Annotated in this window: 19 protein-coding genes; 10 read left to right on the forward strand and 9 right to left on the reverse strand. The window is 70.3% G+C overall.

Going from position 1 to position 25,715, the window contains the following annotated elements; genetic code table 11:
• Nucleotides 1-2 precede the first annotated feature (2 nt).
• From ACGF0J_RS13580 to ptsP, 5 genes are read left to right on the forward strand one after another with little or no spacing between them, the layout of a single operon-like run.
• Nucleotides 3-311 carry a PTS lactose transporter subunit IIB gene (locus tag ACGF0J_RS13580; RefSeq protein ID WP_393145335.1) on the forward strand — a complete coding sequence of 103 codons (309 nt, stop codon included), beginning with the start codon at nucleotides 3-5 and terminating at the stop codon, nucleotides 309-311.
• Entirely contained in the window at nucleotides 304-759 is a 456-nt protein-coding gene (locus ACGF0J_RS13585; protein WP_393145337.1) for a PTS sugar transporter subunit IIA, read from the forward strand. Before ACGF0J_RS13580 ends, ACGF0J_RS13585 begins: the two co-directional genes overlap by 8 nt.
• Nucleotides 756-1,760 carry a zinc-dependent dehydrogenase gene (locus tag ACGF0J_RS13590; RefSeq protein WP_393145339.1) on the forward strand — a complete coding sequence of 335 codons (1,005 nt, stop codon included), beginning with the start codon at nucleotides 756-758 and terminating at the stop codon, nucleotides 1,758-1,760. The genes ACGF0J_RS13585 and ACGF0J_RS13590 overlap by 4 nt, the downstream gene beginning before the upstream one ends.
• 10 nt (nucleotides 1,761-1,770) lie before the next feature.
• Nucleotides 1,771-2,058 carry an HPr family phosphocarrier protein gene (locus tag ACGF0J_RS13595; protein ID WP_393145341.1) on the forward strand — a complete coding sequence of 96 codons (288 nt, stop codon included), beginning with the start codon at nucleotides 1,771-1,773 and terminating at the stop codon, nucleotides 2,056-2,058.
• Complete coding sequence (gene ptsP / locus ACGF0J_RS13600; RefSeq protein WP_393145343.1) at nucleotides 2,051-3,658, forward strand: phosphoenolpyruvate--protein phosphotransferase; 1,608 nt, start codon at nucleotides 2,051-2,053, stop codon at nucleotides 3,656-3,658. Before ACGF0J_RS13595 ends, ptsP begins: the two co-directional genes overlap by 8 nt.
• On the opposite strand, the gene ACGF0J_RS13605 is transcribed toward ptsP, so the two are convergent.
• On the reverse strand, nucleotides 3,650-4,702 hold the full coding sequence (locus ACGF0J_RS13605; RefSeq protein ID WP_393145345.1) for a hypothetical protein: 1,053 nt from the start codon (nucleotides 4,700-4,702) through the stop codon (nucleotides 3,650-3,652). The genes ptsP and ACGF0J_RS13605 overlap by 9 nt on opposite strands.
• 61 nt (nucleotides 4,703-4,763) lie before the next feature.
• Between ACGF0J_RS13605 and ACGF0J_RS13610 the strand changes: the two genes are divergently transcribed.
• Nucleotides 4,764-5,246, forward strand: coding sequence for a MarR family winged helix-turn-helix transcriptional regulator (locus tag ACGF0J_RS13610; protein WP_393145347.1), 483 nt, complete (start codon nucleotides 4,764-4,766; stop codon nucleotides 5,244-5,246).
• 332 nt (nucleotides 5,247-5,578) lie between these two features.
• Entirely contained in the window at nucleotides 5,579-6,013 is a 435-nt protein-coding gene (locus ACGF0J_RS13615; protein ID WP_393145349.1) for a hypothetical protein, read from the forward strand.
• A gap of 508 nt (nucleotides 6,014-6,521) precedes the next feature.
• Here ACGF0J_RS13615 and ACGF0J_RS13620 read toward each other — a convergent pair.
• From ACGF0J_RS13620 to ACGF0J_RS13640, 5 genes are all read right to left on the reverse strand, one after another.
• Entirely contained in the window at nucleotides 6,522-7,115 is a 594-nt protein-coding gene (locus ACGF0J_RS13620) for a hypothetical protein (protein ID WP_393145351.1), read from the reverse strand.
• A 373-nt stretch (nucleotides 7,116-7,488) separates the two neighbouring features.
• A complete protein-coding gene (locus ACGF0J_RS13625; protein ID WP_393145353.1) occupies nucleotides 7,489-14,835 on the reverse strand; it encodes an RHS repeat-associated core domain-containing protein in 7,347 nt (2,448 codons plus the stop codon).
• A 366-nt stretch (nucleotides 14,836-15,201) separates the two neighbouring features.
• Entirely contained in the window at nucleotides 15,202-17,697 is a 2,496-nt protein-coding gene (locus tag ACGF0J_RS13630; RefSeq protein ID WP_393145355.1) for an ATP-dependent Clp protease ATP-binding subunit, read from the reverse strand.
• Nucleotides 17,698-17,792: 95 nt separating this feature from the next.
• A complete protein-coding gene (locus tag ACGF0J_RS13635; RefSeq protein ID WP_393145357.1) occupies nucleotides 17,793-18,437 on the reverse strand; it encodes an NAD(P)H-binding protein in 645 nt (214 codons plus the stop codon).
• Nucleotides 18,438-18,515: 78 nt separating this feature from the next.
• A complete protein-coding gene (locus ACGF0J_RS13640) occupies nucleotides 18,516-19,412 on the reverse strand; it encodes an arginase family protein (RefSeq protein ID WP_393145359.1) in 897 nt (298 codons plus the stop codon).
• A 143-nt stretch (nucleotides 19,413-19,555) separates the two neighbouring features.
• Between ACGF0J_RS13640 and ACGF0J_RS13645 the strand changes: the two genes are divergently transcribed.
• Together ACGF0J_RS13645 and gndA are read left to right on the forward strand one after the other, a co-directional pair.
• Nucleotides 19,556-20,248, forward strand: a complete 693-nt coding sequence (locus ACGF0J_RS13645; RefSeq protein WP_393145361.1) for an HAD family hydrolase — start codon at nucleotides 19,556-19,558, stop codon at nucleotides 20,246-20,248.
• 66 nt (nucleotides 20,249-20,314) lie between these two features.
• Nucleotides 20,315-21,739: an NADP-dependent phosphogluconate dehydrogenase gene (gndA, locus tag ACGF0J_RS13650; protein WP_393145363.1), complete on the forward strand. Its 1,425-nt coding sequence runs from the start codon at nucleotides 20,315-20,317 to the stop codon at nucleotides 21,737-21,739.
• A gap of 119 nt (nucleotides 21,740-21,858) precedes the next feature.
• Here the strand turns inward: gndA and ACGF0J_RS13655 are convergent, their stop codons facing one another.
• Nucleotides 21,859-22,467, reverse strand: coding sequence for a DJ-1/PfpI family protein (locus tag ACGF0J_RS13655; RefSeq protein ID WP_393145365.1), 609 nt, complete (start codon nucleotides 22,465-22,467; stop codon nucleotides 21,859-21,861).
• Nucleotides 22,464-23,435 (reverse strand): GlxA family transcriptional regulator, encoded by a 972-nt coding sequence (locus tag ACGF0J_RS13660; protein ID WP_393145367.1) that lies wholly within the window; start codon nucleotides 23,433-23,435, stop codon nucleotides 22,464-22,466. Before ACGF0J_RS13660 ends, ACGF0J_RS13655 begins: the two co-directional genes overlap by 4 nt.
• Nucleotides 23,436-23,607: 172 nt before the next feature.
• Between ACGF0J_RS13660 and ACGF0J_RS13665 the strand changes: the two genes are divergently transcribed.
• Nucleotides 23,608-24,036 carry a type II toxin-antitoxin system PemK/MazF family toxin gene (locus ACGF0J_RS13665; protein WP_393145369.1) on the forward strand — a complete coding sequence of 143 codons (429 nt, stop codon included), beginning with the start codon at nucleotides 23,608-23,610 and terminating at the stop codon, nucleotides 24,034-24,036.
• Here ACGF0J_RS13665 and ACGF0J_RS13670 read toward each other — a convergent pair.
• Nucleotides 23,948-25,171 (reverse strand): Cmx/CmrA family chloramphenicol efflux MFS transporter, encoded by a 1,224-nt coding sequence (locus tag ACGF0J_RS13670; RefSeq protein ID WP_393145371.1) that lies wholly within the window; start codon nucleotides 25,169-25,171, stop codon nucleotides 23,948-23,950. The genes ACGF0J_RS13665 and ACGF0J_RS13670 overlap by 89 nt on opposite strands.
• Nucleotides 25,172-25,715: the final 544 nt, after the last annotated feature.

Here is a 25,715-nt window from a genome sequence, read left to right on the forward strand (position 1 = left end):
AGATGACCGGAATCGACAGCAAGGACATCCGCAAGATCATCGTGGCCTGCGACGCGGGGATGGGCAGCAGCGTGATGCTGGCCACCCAGCTCCGCAAGCAGCTCAGGGACACCGGCGTCACCGTCGAGCACACCCCGGTGAACTCCATCCCGGCCGACGCCGACGTGGTGCTCTGCCACGCCGGGCTGGCCGCCCGCGCCCGGGCCGCCGCCCCGGGCAAGCTGCTGGTGCCGTTCCAGATCTTCCTCGGCGACCCGGCCGTCACCCGGCTCGTCGACACGATCAAGAAGGGCGGCACGGTGCATGCCTGACCAGCCCGCGGACGCCCCGGCCATGCGGCCGGACCTGCTCGACCCGCGCGCCGTGCTGCTGCACGAGAGCGCCGCCGACCGCGCCGAGGCGATCCGCCGCTGCGGACGCGTCCTGGTGGAGGTCGGCGCGGTCGCCGAGTCGTACGTCGAGGCCATGCTGGAGCGCGAGCGCTCGATCTCCACCTACGTCGGCGAGGGCGTCGCCATCCCGCACGGGACGGCCGCCGCCAAGGAGGTCGTCCGGCGGGACGCGATCTGCGTCGTGCGCTTCCCCGGCGGCGTCGACTGGGACGGCGAGCGGGTGACCCTGTGCGTCGGCATCGCCGCCAGGGGCGACGGCCACGTGCCCCTGCTGGCCGCCCTCGCCGACATCCTGCTCGACCCCGAACGCGCCAGGAACCTGCGCGAGGCGACAGAGGTCCACCAAGTGATCAAGGAGCTGACGTGAAGGTCGCCCGATTCCACGCACCCGGCGACATCCGCGTGGAGGATGCGCCGGAGCCGGTCGCCGGCCCCGGCGAGCTGAAGATCCGGGTCCGCAACTGCTCGACGTGCGGCACCGACGCGAAGATCTTCAAGTTCGGTCACCACCACATCCGCCCGCCGCGGGTGATGGGCCACGAGATCGCCGGCGAGGTGGTCGACACCGGCGAACGCGTCCAGGTGATCGCCGCCATCCCGTGCGGCACCTGCGCGGAGTGCCGGCGCGACCGGCTGACCGTCTGCCCGGACCAGGAGTCGATGGGCTACCACTACGACGGCGGCTTCGCCGAGTACATGGTCGTCCCGGCCAAGGTGCTGGCCGTGGGCGGTGTCAACGCCGTGCCGGACGGCGTCGGGTTCGCCGAGGCGTCGGTGGCCGAGCCGCTCGCCTGCGTGCTGAACGGCCAGACGCTGGCGGGCGTCGGCCCGGGCGACGACGTCGTCGTGATGGGCGCGGGCCCGATCGGCTGCCTGCACGTGCGGCTGGCGCGGGCGCGCGGCGCGGCCCGGGTGTTCCTGGTGGACGTCAACGCCGAACGGCTGGCGATGGCGGCCGACCTGGTCACGCCGGACGCCGTGATCGACTCCGACCCGGTGGAACAGGTGCTCAAGCTCACCGGCGGCCGCGGCGCCGACGTGGTGATCACCGCCGCGGCCTCGGGCGTCGCCCAGGAGCAGGCCGTGCGGATGGCGGCCCGGCAGGGCCGGATCAGCTTCTTCGGCGGGCTGCCCAAGGATGACCCGATCATCCGGCTGGACTCCAACCTGGTGCACTACCGCGAGCTGACCATCGTCGGCGCGAACGGCTCCAGCCCCGCCCACAACGCCGAGGCCCTCCGCCTGATCGCCGACGGCCGGGTGCCGGTGGCCGACCTCATCACCCACCGGCTGCCGCTCACCCGGGTGCTCGACGGGATCGACCTCGTCAGCCGGGGCGCGGCCATCAAGGTCACGATCGAGCCCTGAGGAGGATCGCATGAGTCTGCACCACCGAACGGTGACCGTGGCCTCGGCCAGCGGCCTGCACGCCCGTCCCGCCAAGCTGTTCGTCCAGGAGGCGGTGCGGCTCGGCGTGCCGGTGCGTGTCAGGGCCGGCGAGCGGACCGTCCCGGCCACCAGCATGCTCGGGGTGCTGTCGCTGGGCGCCTCGCGGGGTACGGAGGTGACACTGGAGTCGGACGCGCCCGGCGCGGAGGAGGCGCTGGACGCGCTTGCCGCCCTGCTCGCACGCGACCTCGACGCGGAGGAGACCCTTGATGCCTGAACCGGCCCGCCCGTCCCGGCGGCGGCTGAGCGGCCTGGGCGTCAGCCCGGGCCGCTCGGCCGGCCCCGTCGTCCGCATGGCCGGCCCGCCCGCGCTGCCCGCCGCCCGGCCGGTGGCCGACCCGGCCGCCGAGGTGGCGACGATCGCCAAGGCGCTGGAGGCGGTCGCGGCCGACCTGCGGCGCCGCGCCGCGGACACCTCCGACGCCACCGCCGCGGAGGTCCTCGACGCGCTCGCCATGATGGCCGAGGACCCGATGCTCCGCGAGGACGCCGAACGGCACGCGCGGGAGGGCCGCGACGCCCCGCACGCCCTCGACGCGGCGTTCGCCGGCCACCGGGAGACGCTCGCGGCGCTCGGCGGCTACCTGGCCGAACGGGCGGCCGACCTGGACGACCTCAGGCACCGGGCGGTGGCCGCCGCCCTGGGCCTGCCCATGCCCGGCGTCCCCTCCCCCGGCCGCCCGTACGTGCTCGTCGCCGAGGATCTGTCGCCCGCCGACACGGCGGGACTCGGCGCGGACGTGCTGGCGCTGGTGACGGAGCGCGGCGGCCCGACCAGCCACACCGCGATCCTGGCGCGCAGCCGGGGGCTGCCCGCCGTCGTCGCCTGCCGGGGCGTCCTCGACGTGCCGGACGGCACGGTCGTCTCGGTGGACGGCCGCACCGGTGACGTCACCGTCGGCCTCACCTCGGAGGACGCGGCAGACGTCGTGGAGGGCGACCGCCGCGAGCGGGTCCGGCTGGCCGGCAGCACCGGCCCCGGCCGCACCTCCGACGGTCACCCGGTCAAGCTGCTGCTCAACATCGGCTCCGCCGCCGACCTCGGGTCCGACGCCGGCGGCGCCGAGGGGGTGGGCCTGTTCCGCACCGAGTTCCTGTTCCTGGAACGGCGGCAGCCGCCGTCCTTCGACGAGCAGGTGGCGGCGTACGCGGAGGTGTTCGCCCGGACCCCGCTCGTCGTGGTGCGGACGCTCGACGCGGGCACCGACAAGCCCCTCCCCTTCCTGGGGCTCCCGCCGGAGCCGAACCCGGCGCTCGGCATCCGCGGCCTGCGCGTGGACCGGGTGCTGCCGGACGTCCTCGACACGCAGCTCGACGCCATCGCCGAGGCGGCGCGCGGCACGGGCGCCGCACCCTGGGTGATGGCCCCCATGGTCACCACCGTCGCCGAGGCCACCGACTTCGCCCGCCGCGCCCGCGCCCGCGGCCTCACCCGGGTCGGCGCCATGATCGAGGTCCCGGCCGCGGCCCTGCAGGCCGAGGAACTGCTGGCGGAGCTCGACTTCCTCAGCATCGGCACGAACGACCTCAGCCAGTACACCTTCGCCGCCGACCGCCAGCACCCGGGCCTCGCCGACCTCCTCGACCCGCGCCAGCCGGCGCTGCTCAAGCTCATCGCCCTGTGCACGGAGGCCGGCCAGGCGCTGGGCAAGCCGGTCGGCGTGTGCGGTGAGGCGGCGGGCGATCCGCTGCTGGCGCCGCTGCTGGTGGGGCTGGGCGTGACGAGCCTGTCCATGGCCCCGATCTGCGTCCCGGCCGTCCGGGACGAGCTGTCCCGCCACACCCTGGAGGAATGCCGCCGCCTGGCCTCACGCTGAAGTTCGCTCGGAGACCGGCAGACCGCGCTCCCGTGTCCGCCGCCCGCGAGCCCCGGCCACGGCCCACAGAACCAGCCAGACCAGCAGAGCCAGCACCCCGACCAGGGCGTACTCGATCAGCGGGATCCTCACCACCTCACCGGCGGCGGCCCCCAATTCGCCCCGTAGCGCGTACACGACCACCACCGCGCCCACGTAGGCGGCGGCGAGCACCCACCGCACCCCGGCGGACAGCCCCAGCCCGTGCATCTGGGTGAGGACGAAGACGCCGAGGAAGCCGAACAGGAACATCGGCCATGCCCCGTCCGGCCCCGACGTCATGACCGCGACCAGCGTGCCGTGCACGGCGACCATCAGTTCCAGGCTGACCGTCCACCAGCGCGCGGTGTGCGCCCTGGTCAGGAACAGGCTGCCCTGCAGCAGCAGGAGGAACATGTAGAAGAAGCCGATGAGGTGGCCGCCGGTCGCCTCCATCGGGTGGTACCAGAAGGTGTAGACGGCGGCCCAGCTGAACAGGTAGCCGTGGTAGCGGCGGGCGACGTCGACCACCTGCCGTCCGAGGGGCGCCGGCTTCCCGGCGAACATCCCGCGCCGCCGGTTCTCCATCAGCAGCACGACGACCAGCAGCAGCACCACCGAGCCCTGCGAGCTGAAGATCGACACGTCCTGGGCGAGCCCGTCGTAGAACAGGTGGGTCTGCACCGTGTGCAGCGCGACGAAACCGGCGTTGACCGCCAGCGCGACCACGTTCACCGGGTGCAGCCCGGCGGCGTAGCGGCGGACGCGGGTCTGCGCGTAGTAGATCAGCCCCCAGAACGCCACCTGATGCGCCGCGTACCCCGTCCAGGCGGACAACCGGGTCCAGAACGTCGGCTCGGGCAGCTTCCAGTAGTACCAGGAGGCGCCCTGGTCAGGCAGCAGTTCGATCCCCGCCAGCCGCCGGCCCAGCACCCACACGAGCCCGGTCAGCAGCGCGCTGGCGGCCACCCCGAGGGCGAGCGTCCGCGCCGGAGTCAACGTCCGCGTCCACGAAAGTCTTTCCATGATGGAACATTTTTAGCATGGAACAATAGACCCGCCCACCCGAGCCGGACGAGGGAGGAACGTGACGCCGGACACCCCGCCGCCGCCGAGCGCCTACGACCTGATGGTGGCGATCCGCCGGCTCAACATGGAGAGCGACCGGTTCATCGAACGGTTCGCCGTCCTGCACGGCCTGCACCGCACCGACCTGAACGCCCTGGTCGTCATCCTCGACGCCGCCAACGCCGGCCGCCGCCTCACCCCCGGCGAACTGGGCGCCACCCTCAACCTCAGCCCACCCGCCACGAGCGCCCTCATCAACCGCCTCGAACAGGTCGGCCACGTCGAACGCCGCCGCAGCACCACGGACCGCCGCAAGACCGAGATCGCCCTCAACGAGCCCGCCGTCCGCCTGGCAGGCTGCTTCTTCGCCCCACTCGGCCGCCACCTGACGGCCGCCATCGACGAGTTCACCCCAGAGGAACGCAAGGTGATCGCCCGCTTCCTCACCCGCACCACCACCGCCACTGCGGCAGCCGTCCGGAATTCGCTACCTGACTCCTGACCCGCAAGCGCCCTCCACCCGGCCACCTGGAAACGGGCGATGCAGCCTTGGCGTTTGCGCCGCACAGCGGCCGTCACGGTCCTGAGCACGTCGCCTGTGGCGGGAGGGGCAGGCACTGGGCGACGTGAGCAGCGACGGACCGCGCGATCACGACGCCGAAAAAATGGTCGTCGCTGACGAACCGGGCGGTCCGCGACTGCGGACTGAATAACCCGCAAACCCGACGCGGCCAAACCAAACTCGGGACACACCACGGTGACCCAGAAGATCGCCGCAACAAATATCGCGGTCTGATCCTGAAACTCTTAAGAAGAGAACCCGATGTCGCGCATATGACGATCAAGCATTCTAGCTATATCAACCGGTATCTCTTCTGGGATGTTGCGAAAAGCTCCTGGTTCAATCACCTTTCTGACCAGGATCTCGAGTATGACATCACGGTATTGGGTCCGGAGACTCCATCCTTGACAACTCTCGGTACCCACCTCAGGCGGGCCACTCTTCGCGGCGCAGAACGCAACCAGACGGTCCGCGCCCGGAGTCACGTCATGCATAGCAACGCGTACGGCGCGATATCCGTCAGCTACATGAAAGCGGCCGAGTTGCGGCTCCTTCTCGAAGGCTTCGCGAGCAGCACTTGCATTCCGATATTCGACGGCAAATATACCAACAGGCCTGTCTCCGTCATCCGAAAAGAATTGGCGCCCTACCTCCTGAACCGCACCTTCAGAATCCAGAATCACCGAATCTTTTTCCGACGTATCTAGAAGTCGTCCGTTTAGGGCCAGCTCGCCAACTGTGCGCGGGCTCAGCTGTGCAAATGAGGGCAGAAGTTTGTCCGAGAACACACTACTCGCAGAGGATGTGGAAGCAGCGCGCACTTCGGTACTACTTTGAGTTGTCGCGCATGCAGACAGGAGCAGTATAGCGGCAGTAGCGCGAAAATATATTGATGTTCTACTCAACGTGCACCTCTCAGGAGACTAGGACCCACCCCGCCCGCCGGGCGTGCACAAGCTACATTCGGAGACATATTATCATCCACGGATGCTCCGTCCCGTCGAGTTCGCCGGTCAGGCCTACTTCACCAGCTACCCAGGAAGCTCTCATGCCCCGGATACCGGAACCGACACTCACGTTCGGACAGCGAGGTCGCTGCTCAAGCGAGCCATGGGCAATTTTTTGGACGCAGGGCCCGGACCAGTCTCACGATCAAGGATTCCTGCAAATCTGACCGGCTCTAGACTTCAACTCGTATATTCCAGACCGAGATGATTAGATACTGCGCAGGCGGCCATCCTCATCTGGAACTATGCCCATCACGTGGGGAAGACTAGTTTGTTCCCCCGGATGGAAAAAGAAGGCCAGCGGCTCGCTTTGGCAAGCAAGGAGCTTATGGACCTCTGAGAATTTATCCAGACTTGAGACCGAGAGTTCGCCATCCAACTCAAAGTAGTTATCCACCCGCAGCAACGGCCGCTCATCTAGACTGACAACAATTCGCTTACATACCTCCAGAATAGCATCCCTACCAGGCTGGACAATAAAGATGTCAATGCCGGAAAATGCGGTTATTGATGCATGTGGAGATGGAGTCAGGAACTTGCCAGGCATACGCGACCGTGAAATCCGGTACCACTTCTCGCCTCCCAATCCGTGTGCCCACCGCTCCAATATGAATAGCGTGTTCTCCTTGTCGCCGTCTAGCTGCGATACCCTCCTCCAAAAGAAGTCGTTCACCGGAATCTCTATCCCCGTTGACGTATCGCACTCGAAGACGTCCTCATACCTCGCCTCTCTAACAGACAACCCCACATCCATCAATTCTTCGATTACCGAGTCCGCAGGTGCTGAGATTGCTACATACACGGTAAGATCGTAACCGAATCTAATTTGCAAGGATTGCTCGTGAACTAGCTCTACATATATACCAAAATCCCGAAGAATAGCCCGGCAGACATCTTCAGCCTCCTGTATCGTCAGAGTTGCCCCCTCATAGAAGCGAGGCAGCCAGCGAGGACTACAAAAGCTAACTTCTGGGTGGCGAACCCGCAAGCGATCGGTATCTGTCAGCGACACAAACAGGTGTATCGCTCGAATGAGGAGATCTTCCGCCGTAAGATATTCATGGCAGGCCAGCCTCCGGTCGCCGACCATAGATCCTATATCAGAGATGGAGGACCAACTCTCCCCACCACTATCGGACGAATTAGCCAGCGGGCTGATTACATAGGTCTTCACGCTACTTAGCCACCCATCGGAGAATGTACTCTCCACCGTGTTTAACCAAGTCATATCCCCCTGCACGTGTTGCCTTTGAGCGCAAGTCGGCCGGCGTATTAGCCCCTTTGAAGATCGCCGGACTATGCCCAGTGTTATCCCAGGATATATACTTTGGACCACTGCATCTCTTCGCGCATTTCCATACATACTCTCCGTGTGCCTTCTCCTTCGTCTTTACATATCCGAACCATTTCGCTAATTCCTCTGCCTGCTTCTTGGGCACTACCTGACCTGCGAGTCTACCAGAACTCCCAGGCGCCACCCTTTGCGCAGAGGCCAACTGATCGAGAGCGGCACCCAGCCTTGGCATGTTTGATACTGCCGTTTTAGCACCCTGTGCCCCTGCGCCTCCAAGAACATTCGCGGCAGTGAAGATGCAACCGAGGAAGCTGCCGTTCATGCATGCTTGCGCGTCCCCAGTTAAGAAGCTGATGACTTTATAGAAAGCAGTCTTCTTGAACTTCTCCTTCATTAACCTGTCGTGCTCGTCTTTTTCAATGCCAAGGTCCACTTGCCATCCGGCACACATATGTGCCGCATTCGAATCTTTTGGAGGTAGGCAATATTCGCCGTATTGCTCCGCTTTCATAATAAGCAAAGCTGCCTGCCTCCAGGACTCGCACGTCTTTTTGCCGAATTTTTTGTTGCAATAGCTCCAATCGGCCTTTCCAGCGACAGAGCCGCCTGCAGCAACTCCGCCTGGCTCCTTCGAATGCTTGTACTTGATCACCTCCCAGAGCAAGTCGACCTCCTCTTGGGACGCTTCAAATACAGGGCTGTACATCAATTCCTCACGCACCTGCTTCGACTGTCTCCAGAAGTCTCCTGGAACCGGGCGGCCGTTAGGCATCATTCCGGACCTTTTGATGTCCTCGTCTGTCATGACGGCGAACCCGTAACTAGCCGCAGAGCAGCCCCAAATGTCGCAAGCCGACATACCTCCGCCAATGTCGCCTCGTGAGCATGCGCCTCCCGCGCACAGGCCACCTCCACCGCCGCCTCCGCCTCCGCCTCCGCTGAGGATGCCAAGGCTGGCGTATGATTCGGCGACTTCCTGGAGGTCTCGACCCACGCTGTAGCTGCCCCAGGTGTCGAGTTGGGTGGTGTAGTGGCCGGTGGGGTCGATGCCGGTGAGGGGGGAGGCGTTGGCGTAGGTGTAGCGGTTGGCTTGGACGCTGGGGTTGGGGGTGAGGGTGGCGGTGTCGCGGCTGGTGAAGGTGCCGGTGCCGGGCTGGTACCAGCGGGCGTGCATGTTGACCTTGCCTGTGTCCGGGTCGGTGTATTCGCCCTGGTAGCCGAGGTTGGTCTTGGCTCCGGTTTGGGCGGTGATGGTGCCGAAGGGGTCGTAGGCGGTGGTGGTGGCCAGGGCGGTGCTGGTGTAGGTGGCGATCAGGTCGCCGTGCAGGTCGGTGAGGGTGGCGAGGGCGGGGTTGGTGCCTTCCTGCTGGCCGAGCAGGCCGCCGGACGGGTCGCGGCCGTACTTGGCTTGGACGCCGCCGGTGGTGTCGGTGATGGCGGCGAGGTCGTTGCCGAGGCCGGAGTAGGCGAACTGTTGCTTGGTGGTGCCGCGGGTGCGGGTGGTGACGCGGTCGAGGGCGTCGTAGCTGTAGAGACTGTCGCCGTCGGCGACCAGGCGGTCGAAGGCGTCGAAGGTGAGCTGGGTGGTGGTGCCGTTCTTGGTCTGGGTGGCGAGGGTGCCGCGCGGGGTGTAGGTGTAGTCGGTTCCGTCGCCGGTGGTGAGGCGGTTGCGTTCGTCGTAGGTGTAGGTCTTGTCGCCGGCTTTGGTGCGGTTGCCTGAGGCGTCCCACTCGTAGGCGGTGGTGGTGCCGCCGGGGGCTTGCCAGGAGGTGAGGCGGCCGGCGTGGTCGTAGGTGTAGGTGTTGGTGCCTGCTGCGGCGGTGCCGGCGGTGGTTTTGGTGGTGAGGTTGTCGTCCTTGTCCCAGCCGTAGGTGATCTTGGCGAGCTGGGCGCCGGTGTTCCGCTTGAGGGTGTGGGTTTCGAGGCGGTCGAGGTCGTCGTAGGTGAAGGCTTGGCTGTCGCTGGCCGTGGTGCCGGTGGCGGCGGTCATGGATTTGAGGCGGCTGGCGGCGTCGTAACCGTAGGTGACTTTGCGGGTGGTGACCGGGTCAGTGGCGGTTTCCAGGCGGCCGACGTTGTCCCAGGTGAAGGTGGCGGTGCCGGCCGCGTCGACGCGTTGGGTGGGGTTGCCGAGCCCGTCGTAGGCGTAGCTCGTCTGCGTGGACGTGCCGCGCTTGACCGCCAGGGGGAGGGTGCGGTCGTTGTAGTCGACGGTCAGGTCACCGATCGTGGTTCGGCGGCTGGCCAGGTCGTAGCCGAAGGTGCGTTCGGCGCTGGCCGCGTCGCCTCCGCCGCCGGTCTCCTTGGTGAGGCGGCCCAGGTGGTCGAAGGTGCGGTCGATGCGTACCCCGCCCGGCTGGATGAGCGCGGTGGGGTTGCCGGCGGCGTCGTAGGCGGCGGTCCAGGTGCGGTCGGCGGCGTCGGGGTGGGCGGTGGTGGCCGGTTCGACGACGGTCTCGGGGAGGCCGAGGGTGTTGTAGGTGGTCCAGGTGGCGTTGCCGCGGCCGTCGGTCAGCCGGGTGCGGGCGCCGGCGGCGTCGTAGCCGAAGCTGGTGGTGATGGACTCGCCGGTCTTGACCGGCTCGATGAGTGCGGTGAGCCGGCCGAGCGGGTCGAAGGTCTGCCGGGTTTCGTGGCCTTCGCCGGAGGTGCTGCTGATCTGGTTTCCGGCCAGGTCGTAGCCGGCGCCGGTGGTGCGCAGCACGGTGCCGGAGGCGTTCAGGTCCTTGACGGCGATCTTGCGGCCGGCCAGGTCGTACTCGGCGACGCTGGCGTTGCCCAGCGGGTCGGTGACCTTGGTGACCCGGCCGGCCGGGTCGTAGGCCATCTTGGTGGTGTTGGTCGCCGGGTCGGTCTGCTCGGTGGCCTCGCCGGCCGCGTTGACCTTGATGGTGGTGGTGCGGTTGCCGGGCGCGACCGTCTTGGTGAGGTGGCCGCCGTCGTTGTAGGTGAACGTGGTGGTGTAGGCGGCCGCGGACGGCTTGCGCTCCACCTGCGTTGTGGTGATCTTGCGGCCGAGGTCGTCGTAGGTCGCCTCGACGCGGGCGCCGGTCGGGTCGACCGCGGCGAGCTGCTCGCCGGCCAGGTCGTACTCGGCAATCCAGCGGCCGGCGGTCTGGCCTTCCGGAGCGGGGTCGGTGACGCGGACCTGCCGGCCCAGCTGGTCGTACTCGAACGTGCTCGTGTAGCCGCGCGGGTCGGTGGTGGCCCTCAGCAGACCGGCCGCGTCGTAGGCGTGCGTGATCGTGGGGGTGAGCGCGGTACCGCCGGGAGGCGTGTAGGCGGGGGCGCTCTTGCTGGTCAGTCGTCCGGCCTTGTCGAAGACCGACGTGATCGTGCGGCCTTCCGCGTCGGTCTCGTGGGTGCGGGCGCCGACCGTGTCGTACCCGAACCGGGCCGACGGGCGAACCTCGCTGGAGCTGCCGGCCTTGTCCACCTTGACCTGCGGGCCGGTTGCCTCGATCAGGCGGCCGAGCACGTCGTAGCGCATGGTGGAAGTGAAGGCGTCCTTGTCGGCCCCGGCCGCGTTGCCGCGCGGGTCGGTGCTGGCGACGGCCAGGCCGCGGTCGTCGTAGGTGGAGGTGGCGACGATGTCGGCATCGCCGTTCTCCACGGTGGACTTGGTGACCTGGTTGACCTTGTTGTAGGCGTACTCGGTCACCTCGGAGCGGGTGGTGCCCGCGCCGGTCAGCGTCGTCTTCAGCACGTTGCCGTTGGCGTCGTAGACGAACGCGACCTTGCGGTTGAGCGTGCCCGGGTCGAACGTCTGCGAGGTCAGGCGGGCGGCGGCGTCGTAGACGAACTCCGTGGTCGTGGTGCCGCCGCCGGTCACCAGCTTGGTCTGGTTACCCGCCGCGTCGTAGGTGTTGTCCTCCAGCACGACGTCACGGGTGGTGGTGGAGCCATTCAGCTTTACGTCGTCGGCGATCTTCTTGGCCGGCAGGTTGTCGTTGAAGTACTCGTACGACGTCTTGCGGCCCATCGCGTCGACCTGCGCGGCCAGCCGGCCGGCCGCGTCGTAGGAGTACGACTCCAGCAGCACGTCCTTGGCCGGTTGTGGGTTGACCGGGCTGCCGGTCCAGCCCTTCAGGGTGCGGGTGTGCAACTGGCCGCGGTCGGTGTAGCCGTTCTCGATCACGGTCCCCCGGGGGTCGGTCACCCGGACCAACTGGCCGAGGGTGTTCCAGGCCTGGCGGACGACGCCGCCTTCGGGGTCGGTGACGGTCTCGACCCGGCCGAGCGGGTCGTAGGTGTAGACAGTGGCGCGTTCGGCGTCGCCGCCGGTCAGGTCGGTGATCTTCTCGCTGAGTTTGTTGCCGTCGCCGTCGTAGGCAAATGTGGTCCGCTTGGTGTGCGTGACGTTGGTGATCTCGTTCTTCACGCCGGGCTCGGTCTGCGTCACCGGGCGGCTCAGACCGTCGTAGGTGAACGTCGTCTTCACCCCGTCGGGGTGGGCGTCCGACACCTGGGTCGAGGTGATCAGGCGGCCGAGCGTGTCGTAGTCCAGCTTGGTGACCAGGCCTTCGGGGTCGGTCTGCTCGGCCAGGTCACCGACCGCGGTGTAACGGTAGGTCCAGGCGTTGCCCCGCGCATCCGTCTTCGACGCCGGTAACCCTGCGGGGGCGGTGCCGCCGCCGATCGCCGCCTCGGTGCCGTCGGTGTACGTCACGCCGGTGGAGCGGCCGGTCGGGAAGTCGGAGGTCGCGGGAGTCGTCTCCTTGGTCTGCTCGCCGTACTGGTTGTACTCCCAACGGGTCGCGTACTTGTTGTCGGTGTCGCTCGACGAACGTGCGTCCCGGCGGACGAGCATGCGGTCGTTGCGTGGATCGAACTGGTCATCCTTGTTGACGTGGTACTCGGCGTAGGCGAGCTGACAGTTCCCCGCGCTGCGGCACGTCTGGGTGCTGATGGGGTTGCCGCGCTTGTCGTTGTAGAAGCGGGAGGCGTTGCCGTTCTGGTCGGTGACCTTTGTCAGGAAGCCCCCGGTGTCGTACTCGTAGCGCATCGGCAGCTCTGAGCGGTCCTTCAGATAGGTCAGTCGGGAGCCGCGGCCCTCGTCGTAGCCGTAGGTCAGCGTGCCGTTGCGCGGGTCTGTGACGGTAACGGTCGCCACCCGCTCGGACCAGTCGCTGTCGGGTGCGCCGATCTGCCACGTGCCGCCGTGGCGGTCCGTGTGCGTCTTCAGGCGGTCGGTCGCAGCGTCGTAGGTGTTGGACGCCCAGACCCGCCCCGAGGGCAGCGTGATCTTCGCCAGCTTGTTGGAGACCTTCACCTTCGCCGCGAAGTGGGCCTGGATTTCCGCTTCGCTCAGCGGCTTGTCGTAGAGCGCGAACTCGTCGAGCGAGCCCACGAAGGAAAACGCACCCTTGATGTTCGGAGCACCGGGGGTGTCGGACCACGAGCTGGCGCGGTCACCACTGCCCAGGTAGGCGGCTTCCCGGTAGTCCGGGTACATCTCGCCGACGACCTCGCCGACGACCTGGCCGTCTAGGAAGAGCTTCTGCTTGCCGTCCGCCACGTTGAGCACCGCGTGGTGCCAACGGTCGTCCGTGACAGCGGCGGGGCTGGTGATCGGCGCATAGGTCCAGTCGCCGCCGTTGCTCCTGAGTTCGCCCAGTTGGCCTCTCAGCCGTCCGTCGGTCCCGACGTACAGGACCGGGTTCGTCGCGCCGTACGCGTATCCGTACGGTGCCGCGGAGAAGATCATGCCGTGCTGTTTGGTCTTGAACCAGACTTCGATCGACAGGCGCTCGCGCAGCCTGGCCAGGATGTTGGAGGGCATCATCACCGAGGACTTGGTGAAGCCAGCAGCCTTGTCCGTGCTGCCTTCCAGCGCGCCCGGCTGCCCGATGGCGACGTCGTTGTACTGGCCCGAACGGCCGTCACTACCCAGGTTGGAAGGGGCTTCGTACTGGCCGTCGCCAAGTGGGAAGTAGCCCACCGGCTCGGAGTCGAGAACCGTCGCCCGGTACCGGGACCCGTCCGCGTAGGTGTAGGTCGTGCAGTTCGGGGCCGCCACCGGGGCGCACACGCTCGTCAGGTTGTCGCCCGTGTAGGTGTAGGTCCAGGTGGAGCTCTTGCCGTCCACCGGGTCGGTGGACACCGACGCCACCCGTGGGCCCTGCCACGTGAGGTGCAGTGATCTGCCCCCGACCGCCGTGACCTTGCTGATCTTGCCGTCAGCATCGTAGTGCAGGGTCTGCGCCCGGCCCCGACGGTCGGTGATCTTCAGCAGCCGGCCCGCGCCGTCGAAGTGGTAGCTGGTGGCCGAGGTGTCCATCAGCCGCCAGCCGCCGCCCTCCACATCGGCCAGCGTGGCGTGCATGCCGGGCGGCGGCTGGTACGTGCCGTCCCCCTTGTCCGCGAACCTGACCCGGCCGCCCGAGGGATAGGTGACCAGGAGATCGGTCAGGTCAGGGGTCGTCCGCTCCGGAGTGATGCGCATGTCCCATGGGGTCGACCAGCCTGCGCCGAAGATGCCGGTGGTGCGTCCGTCAAGACTGTTGTACGTACGCGTGACCGCCAGGGGCGGCCCCGCCACCGCCACCCGGGCATCGACGAACGTGCTCGTGTAGTTGCCCGTGACCGGAAGGAACTCCTGGCCGTCGCTGCCGCGCTCACCCAGGTGGGCGCTGGTCAGGGGTTGGCGCGCTCCAGTCGTCACCAGCATCTTGTCGGACTGAGCCGTCGCGCCGCTGTCCAGGTCCACCACGCGGACCCACCACTCGTACTGCTTGCCCCACTCCAGCTTGCCCGCCGGTACCCGCCAGGTGTCCCCCCACACCTGCTTGGGCGAGCTGACACACACCGGCGTCGGCGCGGGATCGAACGGCCCGGCGTCGGGGTCCGGCTCCACCTTGCTGCAGATCGTGAAAGTGAACTCCAAACCCTTGTTGATCGCTGGTGGAGCGCCCAGCCGGCTGACCTCGACGGTGAGCAACGGTGTCACCGACCCCAGCAACATCCCGTGCTCGGGATACACATCATCGATCATCGGGAACGTGTCACCGGACTGCGTCATCCGGTCCAGCCGATCCGCCCGCTCGACACCGGACGGAAGCTTCGATGCCTTCTCCGGCTCAGGGGAACGCGACTCCAGGCTGAGGGCCTTCGCCGGATTCTTCGCTAACGAGGTGTTGAGCGTTCCACGGCCTGCACGGGTCAGGGACGTATCGGCCAAAGCGGGAAGCCGGCCCGCCGTGCCGGTCATTTGCCGGGGCGTGGCCACCGCTCCTTGATATGCGGCTGAGTCACTCGTCATAGCGGCCTGCGCGTACGTCGGCGTCACAGCGAGCGACACAAGACCAGGAAGCGCAGCGACCGCCAGAATCGCTGCACGCGAACGAGCCCATGCCGAAACCCGGCGCATACGCCGTCACACTCCGAACCACGCTGGGCACCCGCAGGCGCCGGACGAAGCTCCATCCACGTAAAGCAGAAACGGGGTTTCTGAATCGCGCAGCCCGGAGCATGTTGGCAAACGGGTAGAGCGTAACTTCGCGGATATGCGCGGACAAGATCCAATTGAGTCACATAAAAACCACATAAAGTGATCAACTGGGCGTGTTGCCCCCAGTCAAGGCGGCGTGGTGGATCAGGCGTCCACCGGTTCCGGGTTGTGGGCGCGCAGGACGAGGTCGTCGTTCTCCACGTCCACGGCGACCCGGCCGCCCTCGCTCACCTCGCCGGTCAGCACCATCGTGGACAGCCTGTTGTCGAGTTCGCGCTGGATCGTGCGCCGCAGCGGCCGGGCGCCGAACTCCGGCTGGAACCCGCGCTCCGCCAGCCAGTCCACGGCCGCCGGCGACACCTCCAGGTCCATGCCCTGGCCGCGCAGGCGCTGGCGGGTGCGGTCCAGCAGGAGTTCGACGATCTGGCTGAGCTGGTCGCGTTCCAGGCGCCTGAAGATGATTATCTCGTCGATGCGGTTGAGCAGTTCGGGCGGCAGCGAGTGGCGCAGCAGGTCCATGAGGCGGTCGTCCAGGGCCGCCGGGTCGTCGGAGTCGAGGATCAGCTGGGCGCCGATGTTGCTCGTCATGATGACGATCGTGTTGGTGAAGTCGACCGTGCGGCCCTGGCCGTCGGTCAGGCGGCCGTCGTCGAGCATCTGGAGCAGGATGTTCATCACGTCCGGGTGGGCCTTCTCGATCTCGTCGAGCAGCAGCACGCCGTGCGGGCGGCGCCGGACGGCCTCGGTGAGCTGGCCGGCCTCCTCGTAGCCGACGTAGCCGGGAGGCGCGCCGATCAGCCGGGACACGGTGTGGCGCTCCTGGAACTCGCTCATGTCCACGCGCGTCATGTGGTCCTCGCCGCCGAACAGGGCCGCCGCCAGGGCGCGGGCCAGCTCGGTCTTGCCGACCCCGGTCGGGCCGAGGAACAGGAAGCTGCCGATGGGCCGGTTCGGGTCCGACAGGCCGGCGCGGGAGCGGCGGACCGCCTCGGCGATGGCCGTGACGGCCTCCTCCTGGCCGACGACCCGCTGGTGGAGGTGTTCCTCCAGGTGCATGAGCCGTTCGCGTTCCTGCGCGGTGAGCTGACGAACCGGGATGCCGGTGCGCCGGGAGACGATCTCGGCGACGTCCTCGACCGTCACCTGCGGCACCTCGTCGCGGACCTGCCGGGCGCGCTGCAGCTCGGGCCGGAGCTTGTCGATCTGCGTCGTCACCTCCTTGGCCCGGTCGAAGTCGTCGGCCGAGACGGCCTGGTCCTTGTCGCGGCGCAGCGCCTCCAGGCGTTCCTCCAGCTCGCGCACGTCGGTGGCGGGCGTGCGGGAGCGCAGCCGCACCCGGGCGGCCGCCTGGTCCATCAGGTCGATGGCCTTGTCCGGCAGGAACCGGTCGGCGACGTAGCGGTCGGACAGGGTGGCGGCGGCGTGCAGCGCCTCGTCGGTGATGCGTACCTGGTGGTGGGCCTCGTAGGCGTCGCGCAGGCCGCGCAGGATCTCGATCGTCTCCTCCACGGTGGGCTCGGAGACGAGGATCGGCTGGAAGCGGCGTTCGAGCGCGGCGTCCTTCTCGACGTGCTTGCGGTACTCGTCGATCGTGGTGGCGGCGATGACGTGCAGTTCGCCGCGGGCCAGGGCGGGTTTGAGGATGTTCGCCGCGTCCATGCCGCCTTCGGCCGAGCCGGCGCCGACGAGGGTGTGCATCTCGTCGATGAACACGATCGTCTCGTCGGCGTGCTCGCGCACCTCGTCGATGACCTTCTTCACGCGCTCCTCGAACTCGCCGCGGTACTTCGACCCGGCCACCATCCCGGTCAGGTCGAGCGCGACGACCCGGCGGTCCTTGAGGGTGTCGGGGACGGTGCCGTTGACGATGCGCTGGGCGATGCCTTCGACGATGGCGGTCTTGCCGACGCCGGGCTCGCCGATGAGCGCGGGGTTGTTCTTGGTACGGCGCGAGAGCACCTCCAGCGCCTGCTCGATCTCGTCCTCCCGGCCGACGACCGGGTCGAGCCGGCCCTGCCTGGCCTCCTCGGTCAGGTCGCGGCCGTACTGGTCGAGCGACGGCGTGGCGCCCGGCGCCCGCTCCTGCCGCCGGCCCGTTCCGGAGACCATGGCCCGCTGCAGGTCCTCGGCGGTGGCCCCCTGCTCCTGCAGCAGCCGGGCGGCGTTGGAGCCGGGGTTGGCGGCGAGGGCGAGCAGCAGGTGCTCGGGGCCGATGTAGGAGGAGCCGACGGCGTTGGAGATCCGCTGGGCGTCCAGCAGGGCCCGCTTGGCCGCCGGTGACAGCGCGGTGGGCTGCCCGCCGGGCGGGCCGCCCGCCTCGTCGCCGGGCCGGCCGGCGGCGTCGATGCGGTCGCGCAGCGTGCCGACGTCCACGCCGGCGGCCTCGAGCGTGGCCCGGGTCTGGTCGTACTCGGTCAGCGCGTCGAGCAGGTCGATGGCGTCGAGGTCGGCCGCGCCCCGGCGACCGGCGATCTCCAGGGCGTTCGCGAGGACCTCGCGCGCGGGCTCGCTGAGCAGCCTGCCGATGTCCACCCGCTGCACGCTGGGGCGTGCGGGTGGCCAGGCGTCGCCGAACATCCGGCCGGTGAGCTCGTCGAACCGCCTGAACGGGTCACTCGAAAAGAACGACATATCCGACATATCGGGATCCCTTCTCGACGCACCTGGGACCCTTGCCGTGGAGACCGCAAGCCATAGCCAACACCCGGCCCGCTAACCGCAAAATCAGCGACGGATCAGGGGAGACCGGCGATCGCGTCGTCGATCGCCGTGTCGCCGGACACCAGCTCCAGCACCTGCCCCAGCCCGGCCCGCTCCCGCAGCAACGCGGCGATGACGGCGGCCACGTCGTCGCGCGGCACCCGCCCGCGCGGCACCTCCAGGTCCAGCCGCACCAGCCCGGTGCCGGGATCGTCGGTCAGGCCGCCGGGCCGCAGGATCGTCCAATCGAGCGAACGGCGGGTCAGGTCGTGCTCGGCCTCCGTCTTGGCCGTGATGTAGGCGGCCCACACCTCGTCGGTGCCGGGCTCCGGCGGCCGGCCCGCCCCCATGGACGATATCTGGACGAACCGCCGCACTCCGGCCCGCTCGGCGGCGTCGGCCAGCAGGACGGAGGCCGCCCGGTCGACGGTGTCCTTGCGGGCCACGCCGCTGCCCGGCCCGGCGCCCGCCGCGAAGACGGCCGCGTCCGCGCCGCGCAGGATCTCGGCGACCTCCTCGACGCCCGCCCGTTCGAGATCGCACAGCACCGCCCGGGCACCGGTCGCCTCGACGTCGGCCACGTGGCCGGGGTCGCGCACCAGGCCGGTAGCGTCGCCGCCGAGGAGACGTTCGAGCCGCAGCGCGATCTTGCCGTGGCCGCCCGCGATGATGGTCCTCATCCGGCCATGCTGTCATGGCCCGCCGGCCACCGGCCCGACGGGGCTGACCAGTCGACGCGGGCGCGACGACCGACGGGTTCAGCGGGCCGGCAGCGCCTCCCCGACGTACCGGACGATGCGCGCCGCGTGGCGCCCGTCCGCGTCGAGGTCCGGGTTGTAGATCGTCAGCGACCACCCCGTACAGCCGGGCCGCCGCAGGGCCAGGGCGGTGAGCTCGGTGAGCTCCGCCCAGGTCAGCCCGCCCGGCTGCGGGTAGTCCACGGCGGGCAGCTCGTGGGTGGCGAGGACGTCGAGATCGACGTGCAGCCACCACCGCGGCGCTGCCCTCTCGACGGCGGCCACGGCGTCGGCCGCCGACTCCGCGACGCGCCCGGCGAGTTCCCCGTCGGTGGCGAACCACAGGGAGCCGCGCAGCGAGGCGATCCGGTGCTCCAGCAGTTCGGCGCCGTCACGCGGGCCGAGCAGCGCGGTGGCCTCGGCGCGCAGCAGGGGCGCCGGGCCGGGCACGACCCCCGCGGGCGGAGAGCCGGCGGCGGTGACTCCGAGTGCCAGGCCCGGCTCGCAGTCGGCGGCCTCGCCGGTGGTCGAGGCGGCGGGCGGCCAGGCGTCCTCGTGGCCGTCCACGAACAGCAGGCCGGCGGCGCCGTGAACGTCACGGCAGGCGGCCAGCGCGCCGAGCAGCACCGGGCAGTCGCCGCCGACCAGCAGCGGGAAGGCGCCGCCGGACAGGACGGCCGCCACCTTCCGGTGGACGCCGCCGACCATGGACGCCAGGGCCTCCTCGGCCAGCAGCCCAAACCCGCCCCGTTCGGGCACCGGCGCGGCGAAGGGGATGTCACCGGCGTCCCGGACGTCGTGCCGGGCGGCGAGCGCGGCGACCAGACCGGCGCGCCGCAGCGCTCCCGGAGCCCGGGCGACGCCGTCACCGCGCCCCGCCGAGTTGAACCCGGCGCCCAGCACCTCGATGACGGTCACCCCCTCCCCCTACCCGGCCGCCGCAGCGCGACGCCCGCCGCCCGACCGCCGCCCGACCGCCCCCGCCCCGCGACCGGGACCGGCCCACGACCGGCTCGTATCCTGGCGCGGGACACCACTCCCGGCACGTCCAAGGAGATCCGATGACCGCGTTCCCGCAGGCACCCACGCCGGCCTTCCTGTTCGACCTCGACGGCACGCTGATCGACAGCGTCTACCAGCACGTGATCGCCTGGCGGCAGGCCCTGTCGGGCATGGGCATCGACCTGTCGGTGTGGCGCATCCACCGGCGCATCGGCATGAGCGGCGGCCTGTTCGTCAGCGCGCTGCTGCGCGAGACCGGGCTGAAGCTCACCCAGGAGCAGATCGACGAGCTGCAGGTCGCGCACGCCGACGCCTACCTCGAACACAGCGGGTCGGTCCGGCCGCTGCCCGGCTCCCCCGAGCTGCTGGCCGAGCTGACCTCGCGCGGCGTGCCGTGGGCGATCGCGACCAGCGGCTACGCCCGTACGGCGCGGCTGGCGCTGGGCCTGCTGGGGCTGCCGGACGACACGCCGATGGTGACCCGGGACCTGGTGCGCCGGGCCAAGCCGGACCCCGACCTGTTCCTGGCCGGCGCCGCGCTGCTGGATGTGGACCCGCGGCACGCGATGGTGGTGGGCGACAGCGTGTGGGATCTGCTCGCCGCCCGCCGGGCGGGCGCGCTGGGCATCGGGCTGCTGTCGGGCGGGTACGGCAGGGACGAGCTCGAACGTTCGGGCGCGTTCCGGGTGTACGCCGACCCGGCGGACATGCTGAACCGGCTCGACGAGCTGGGGGTACGCCAGAGCGACTGAGACGCGGGGAATATCCTGCCGAACCGGCGGGGCTGCATGGTGCGTAGCTCCTGAGGAGGATCTGAGATGGACTTGGCGGACATCGGCGTCACCGGTCTGGCGACCATGGGGCGCAACCTCGCCCGCAACCTGGCGAGGCACGGTTACGCGGTCGCGGTGCACAACCGCTCGGCGGGCCGTACGCAGCAGTTGGTGAAGGAGTTCGGCGGCGAGGGCACGTTCCTGCCGGCGGAGGAGCTGGCGGACTTCGTCGCGTCGCTGAAGCGGCCCCGCCGCGCGATCATCATGGTGAAGGCGGGCGCGGGCACCGACGCGGTCATCGACCAGCTCGCGGAGCTGATGGAGCCCGGCGACATGATCGTCGACGGTGGCAACGCGCACTTCGCCGACACCCGGCGGCGGGAGGCCGCGCTGCGCGACAAGGGCCTGCACTTCGTGGGCACCGGCATCTCCGGCGGCGAGGAGGGCGCGCTGAACGGCCCCAGCATCATGCCGGGCGGCTCGACGGAGTCGTGGGAGGCGCTCGGCCCGATCCTGCAGGACATCTCCGCCAAGGTCGACGGCGTGCCGTGCGCGGTGCACGTGGGCCCGGACGGCGCCGGGCACTTCGTGAAGATGGTGCACAACGGCATCGAGTACTCCGACATGCAGCTCATCGCCGAGTCGTACGACCTGCTGCGGCAGGCGCTCGGCGCGTCGCCGGCGGAGCTCGCGGAGGTGTTCCGCGAGTGGAACAAGGGCGAGCTCGACTCCTACCTGATCGAGATCACCGCCGAGGTGCTCGACCAGGTGGACGCGGCGACCGGCCGGCCGTTCGTGGACGTGGTGGTCGACCAGGCCGAGCAGAAGGGCACCGGCCGGTGGACCGTGCAGAGCGCCCTCGACCTGGGCGTGCCGGTGACGGGCATCGCCGAGGCGGTCTTCGCCCGCGCCCTGTCGGGCCACCCCGAGCAGCGCGCCGCCGCGTCGGGCCTGGAGGGGCCGAAGCTGTCGGGCGTGGGCGGGCGCGAGCTGATCGAGGACGTGCGGCAGGCGCTGTACGCGTCCAAGATCGTCGCCTACGCGCAGGGCTTCGACCAGATGGCCGCCGCCTCCAAGGAGTACGGCTGGGACCTCGACCTGGGCGCCATGGCGACGATCTGGCGGGGCGGGTGCATCATCAGGGCCAAGTTCCTGGACCGGATCCGCGCCGCCTACGACGCCGACCCGGCCCTGCCGACGCTGCTGGCCGACCCGACGTTCGCGGCGGCGCTGAACGTGGCGCAGGACGCCTGGCGGCGGGTGGTGACCACGGCGGTGCAGATCGGCGTGCCGACGCCCGGCTTCTCGTCGGCGCTGGCCTACTACGACGGGCTGCGGCGCGACCGGCTGCCGGCCGCGCTGGTGCAGGGGCTGCGCGACTACTTCGGCGCGCACACCTACCAGCGGGTGGACCGGGAGGGCGCTTTCCACACCGACTGGTCGGGCGACCGCGCCGAGCGGCCCGCCTGACGCACCCGGCCTGCCCGCCCGGCGCGGACAAGCCTGCCCGCCCGGCGCGGGCAAGCCGGTCCCGCCCGGTAGGGCAGGCCGGTCCCTGCCCCTGCGTTCAGAACGCGAGGCCCCTGCGGTCAGAACGCGAGCGGCTCGTCGGCGAGGAACGGCGGGGCGGGGTCGTACTGCAGGTAGCGGCGGACGGCGCGGGCGTGGTCGCGGCCGTGCAGCCGGCCGACCAGCCACAGCGCGCTGTCGATCCCCGCGGAGACGCCCTGGCTGCTGACCAGCTTGCCGTCCACCACGTAGCGGGCGTCACGCACCACGGTCACGTCGCCGCGCGCCTCCAGCGCGTCCTCGTAGTTCCAGTGCGTGGCCATGCGGCGCCCGCGTCCCGGACCTGCAGCGTGGGTGAGGATCGCGCCGGTGCACACGCTGCTCACCCAGGCGGCCCGTTCGGCGGTCCGGGCGATCCAGTCCGTCACCACCGGGTTGTGCGGCTGCACCTCGCGGGCGCCGCGGCCACCCGGGATGAGCAGCACGTCCAGCGGCGGGTGGTCGTCGAAGGTGTGGTCGGGCAGGACGCGCAGGCCCTTGCTGCACCGCACCGGATCGGGGCGTTCGGCGACGAGGACCGCCCGGTCGGTGCCGTCGCGCAGCATCGCCGAGCAGGTGAACACCTCCCACGGGCCGGCGAAGTCCAGCTCCTCCGCGATGTCGAAGATCAGCAGCCCGTACGTGGTCACAGGTACTCCTTGGTGGATCGGAAACGGTCCCGGTAGTCGGACGGCGCGATGCCGAGCCGCCGGTGGAAGGTGCGGCGCAGGGTCTCCGCGGTGCCGAAGCCGTAGCGGCGGGCGATGGCGTCGACCGGGTCGTCGCTCTCGGCCAGCGCCCGCTGGGCCGCCTCGACGCGCACCCGTTCGACGTAGGCGGAGGGCGGGGTGCCCACTTCGGCGGTGAAGCGGCGCTGCAGGTGGCGCGGGCTCAGCCCGGCGTGTCTGGCGAGGTCGAGGATGCCGTGCGGGGCTCCGGGGTCGCCGTGGATGGCCCGGACGGCGGCGCGGATCGGGTCGGTGGACGGCTGCGCGGACCACAGCGCCACGCTGAACTGGGACTGGTCGCCGGGTCTGCGCAGGAAGAGCACCATGTACCGGGCCACGGACAGCGCGACCTCCTGGCCGAGGTCGTCCTCGACCAGGGCGAGCGCCAGGTCCATCCCGGCGGTCACGCCCGCCGAGGACCACACGTTCCCGTCGCGGACGAAGATCGGGTCCCGGTCCACCCGCACGCCGGGGTGCTCCTCGGCGAGCTGCCCGGCCCGCGCCCAGTGCGTGGTGACCCGACGCCCCTCGGCGAGGCCGGCCGCGGCGAGCAGGAACGCCCCGCTGCAGACCGAGGCCACCCGCCGCGCGCCTGCCCCGGCGGCCGCCACCCACCGCACCAGGCCGGGGTCGTGCCGCGCCTGGTAGACGCCGCGGCCGCCGGCCAGCACGAGCGTGTCGACGCCGTCCGGTGCGAGGTCCGCGATGCCGTGCCGGACGTGGACCGGCAGCCCGCTGGACGAGCGCACCGATCCGGGCAGCGGCGCGACGATGTCGCACGCGTAGCCGCCCGTGGCGCGGCCCGCGTACTGGAACACCTCGTACGGGCCCACCAGGTCGAGCGACTGGAACCCGTCGTAGACGACGAAGACGACATGGCGTTGTTGCACGCCTCCAGCCTGCGGAGACAGGCGTGGTGGCGTCAACGACACGCATCCCACACATCACGCCATCGCTGCCGGGGCGGCGTGCCGCCGGGCGGGGCCGGTGCGGGGCTCGGGGCCGGTCACGGGCCCGGCCCCGCGGCTGAGGGCGTCCGGGCCGGTCCCGTAGGATCGCCGCGTGCGTGATCCAGGTGAGGACCCCCGGCCGGCCCGCGGCGCCGTGCGTGAGATCCGGTCGACGGCCCAGGCCGCGACACTGGCCTACTCCCCCGACCTCGACGGCCTGGCCGACCCGGGCGAGATCGTCTGGGCGTGGGTGCCGTACGAGGAGGACCCGGCGCGCGGCAAGGACCGGCCGCTGCTGATCGTCGGCCGGACCGGGCGGCGGCTGCTCGGCATGATGCTGTCCAGCCGGGGCGGCGACGGCCCCGACTGGCTGGAGATCGGCGCGTGGGGCCGCGACGGCACCGTGTCCCACCTGCGGCTGGACCGGGTGTTCGTGCTGGGCGAGGACGACATCAGGCGTGAGGGCGCGGTGCTCGATCCGCGCCGGTTCGCCGCGGTGGCAGCGCGCCTGACGCGGCTGCACGGCTGGACGGCCGGCTGACCAGGGCGAGGAGCAGCGCCACCGCCACCAGTGACGCGCTGACCCACAGCGGGCCGCGGAATCCGTGCCCCGCGCCGATGGCGAGCCCGCCCGCCCACGGCCCGACGGTGGCGCCCACGTTGAGCGCCGCCGTGGCGAACGCGCCGGCGAGCGTGGGCGCGCCCGCCGCCGCGTAGAGCGCCCGCGCGATCAGCGTCGAGCCGACCGCGAACGACAGGGCGCCCTGGACGAACGCCAGGACGAGCGCCGCCACCGGGTTCCCCGCCGCGACCGCCAGCGTGACCCAGCCCAGCAGCAGCGCCGCGCCGCCGACGGCCACCACCTGGCCGGGCCGCCTGTCGGACAGCCGCCCGGCGACCGTGACGCCGACGAAGGACCCGGCTCCGAACAGCGCCAGCGCCGCCGGCACCGCCGCCGCCCCCAGCCCGGTCACGGCGGTGACGAGCGGCGCGAGGTAGGTGAACGCGCAGAATGTCGCGCCGTTCACCAGCGCGCCGAGCAGCAGGACGGCCAGGAGTCGCCGGTCGCGCAGCGCACGGGCCTCCCCGCGGGCGCCGGACCCGGTTACGCCGCCCGGGACCCCACCCGCGGGGCCCGCCGGCACGGATCGGACGACGGCGACGACGGCGGGCACGCAGACCAGCGCGACCGCCCAGAACGCCGACCGCCACCCCCACACCTGCCCGAGCAGCGCGCCGGCCGGCACCCCTGCGACGCAGGCGACGGTGACGCCGCCCAGCAGGACGGACGTGGCGCGGCCCTTGGCGTCCGGCGGGACCATGGCGGCGGCCGTCGCCACCGCGACCGCCAGGAACCCGGAGCCGGCCAGCGCACCGGCGGCACGCGTGGCCAGCAGCACCGCGAAGCTGGTGGTGACCGCGCCGACGACGTGCACGAGCAGGAACGCGACGAGGAACGTCAGCAGCGCCCGGCGGCGCGACCAGCGCAGTGCCATGACGGCCATGAGGGGCGCGCCCACGACCATGCCGGCCGCGTACGCGGAGGTGAGCGCGCCGGCGGCCGGGACGGACACGCGCATGTCGTGGGCGATGTCCGGCACCAGGCCGGACAGCATGAACTCGGACGTGCCCTGCGCGAAGACGGCCAGGGCGAGCAGGTAGAGGGCGAACGGCACAGCAGGACTCCGCAACCACGTCGTGGATCGACGTCATGGATCGACGAGGGAGCGGCGGAACGCGGTACCGGCTGACGCGGGCGCGGGAACGAACGTCCCCGGTGAGCCATCGGGGACGTCGGCTCGTGGCGGGCCCGCGGGCCGGAGGCGCGGCCGCCGCGCGGCCCGCCGGCGTCGCGGACGCACCCGTGACCGCGGTCGCCCGGGCCACGCTGACGCGGCACGGACACGGTCATGGGTGCGGGGACGCACGGTCGAGGCCGGGCACAACCCGCGCGAGGACGTTCCGGTGGCAGAGTCGCGGGGGCCGGCGCCCACGAGGGCGCGGCCGATCAGCGCGACAGCATGAGAGGCCACCGGACGACCGGTGGCCGGCGTCTTGACGCCTCCGGGCTCGACATGGTCCCGCACTCTACTGGCCCCGCGCGCCGGACGTCCACGCGTTTACGGCCTGCCCGGATCGCACGCTCGGCGGGCGGGTGGCGCTTCCCCGCACCCCCGGGCGGTGCGCCGGGTCACTTCTCCGGAACGCCGGGAAGCCGGG

Source organism: Nonomuraea sp. NPDC047897 (assembly GCF_043204415.1).
In the GTDB taxonomy this organism is placed as follows: domain Bacteria; phylum Actinomycetota; class Actinomycetes; order Streptosporangiales; family Streptosporangiaceae; genus Nonomuraea.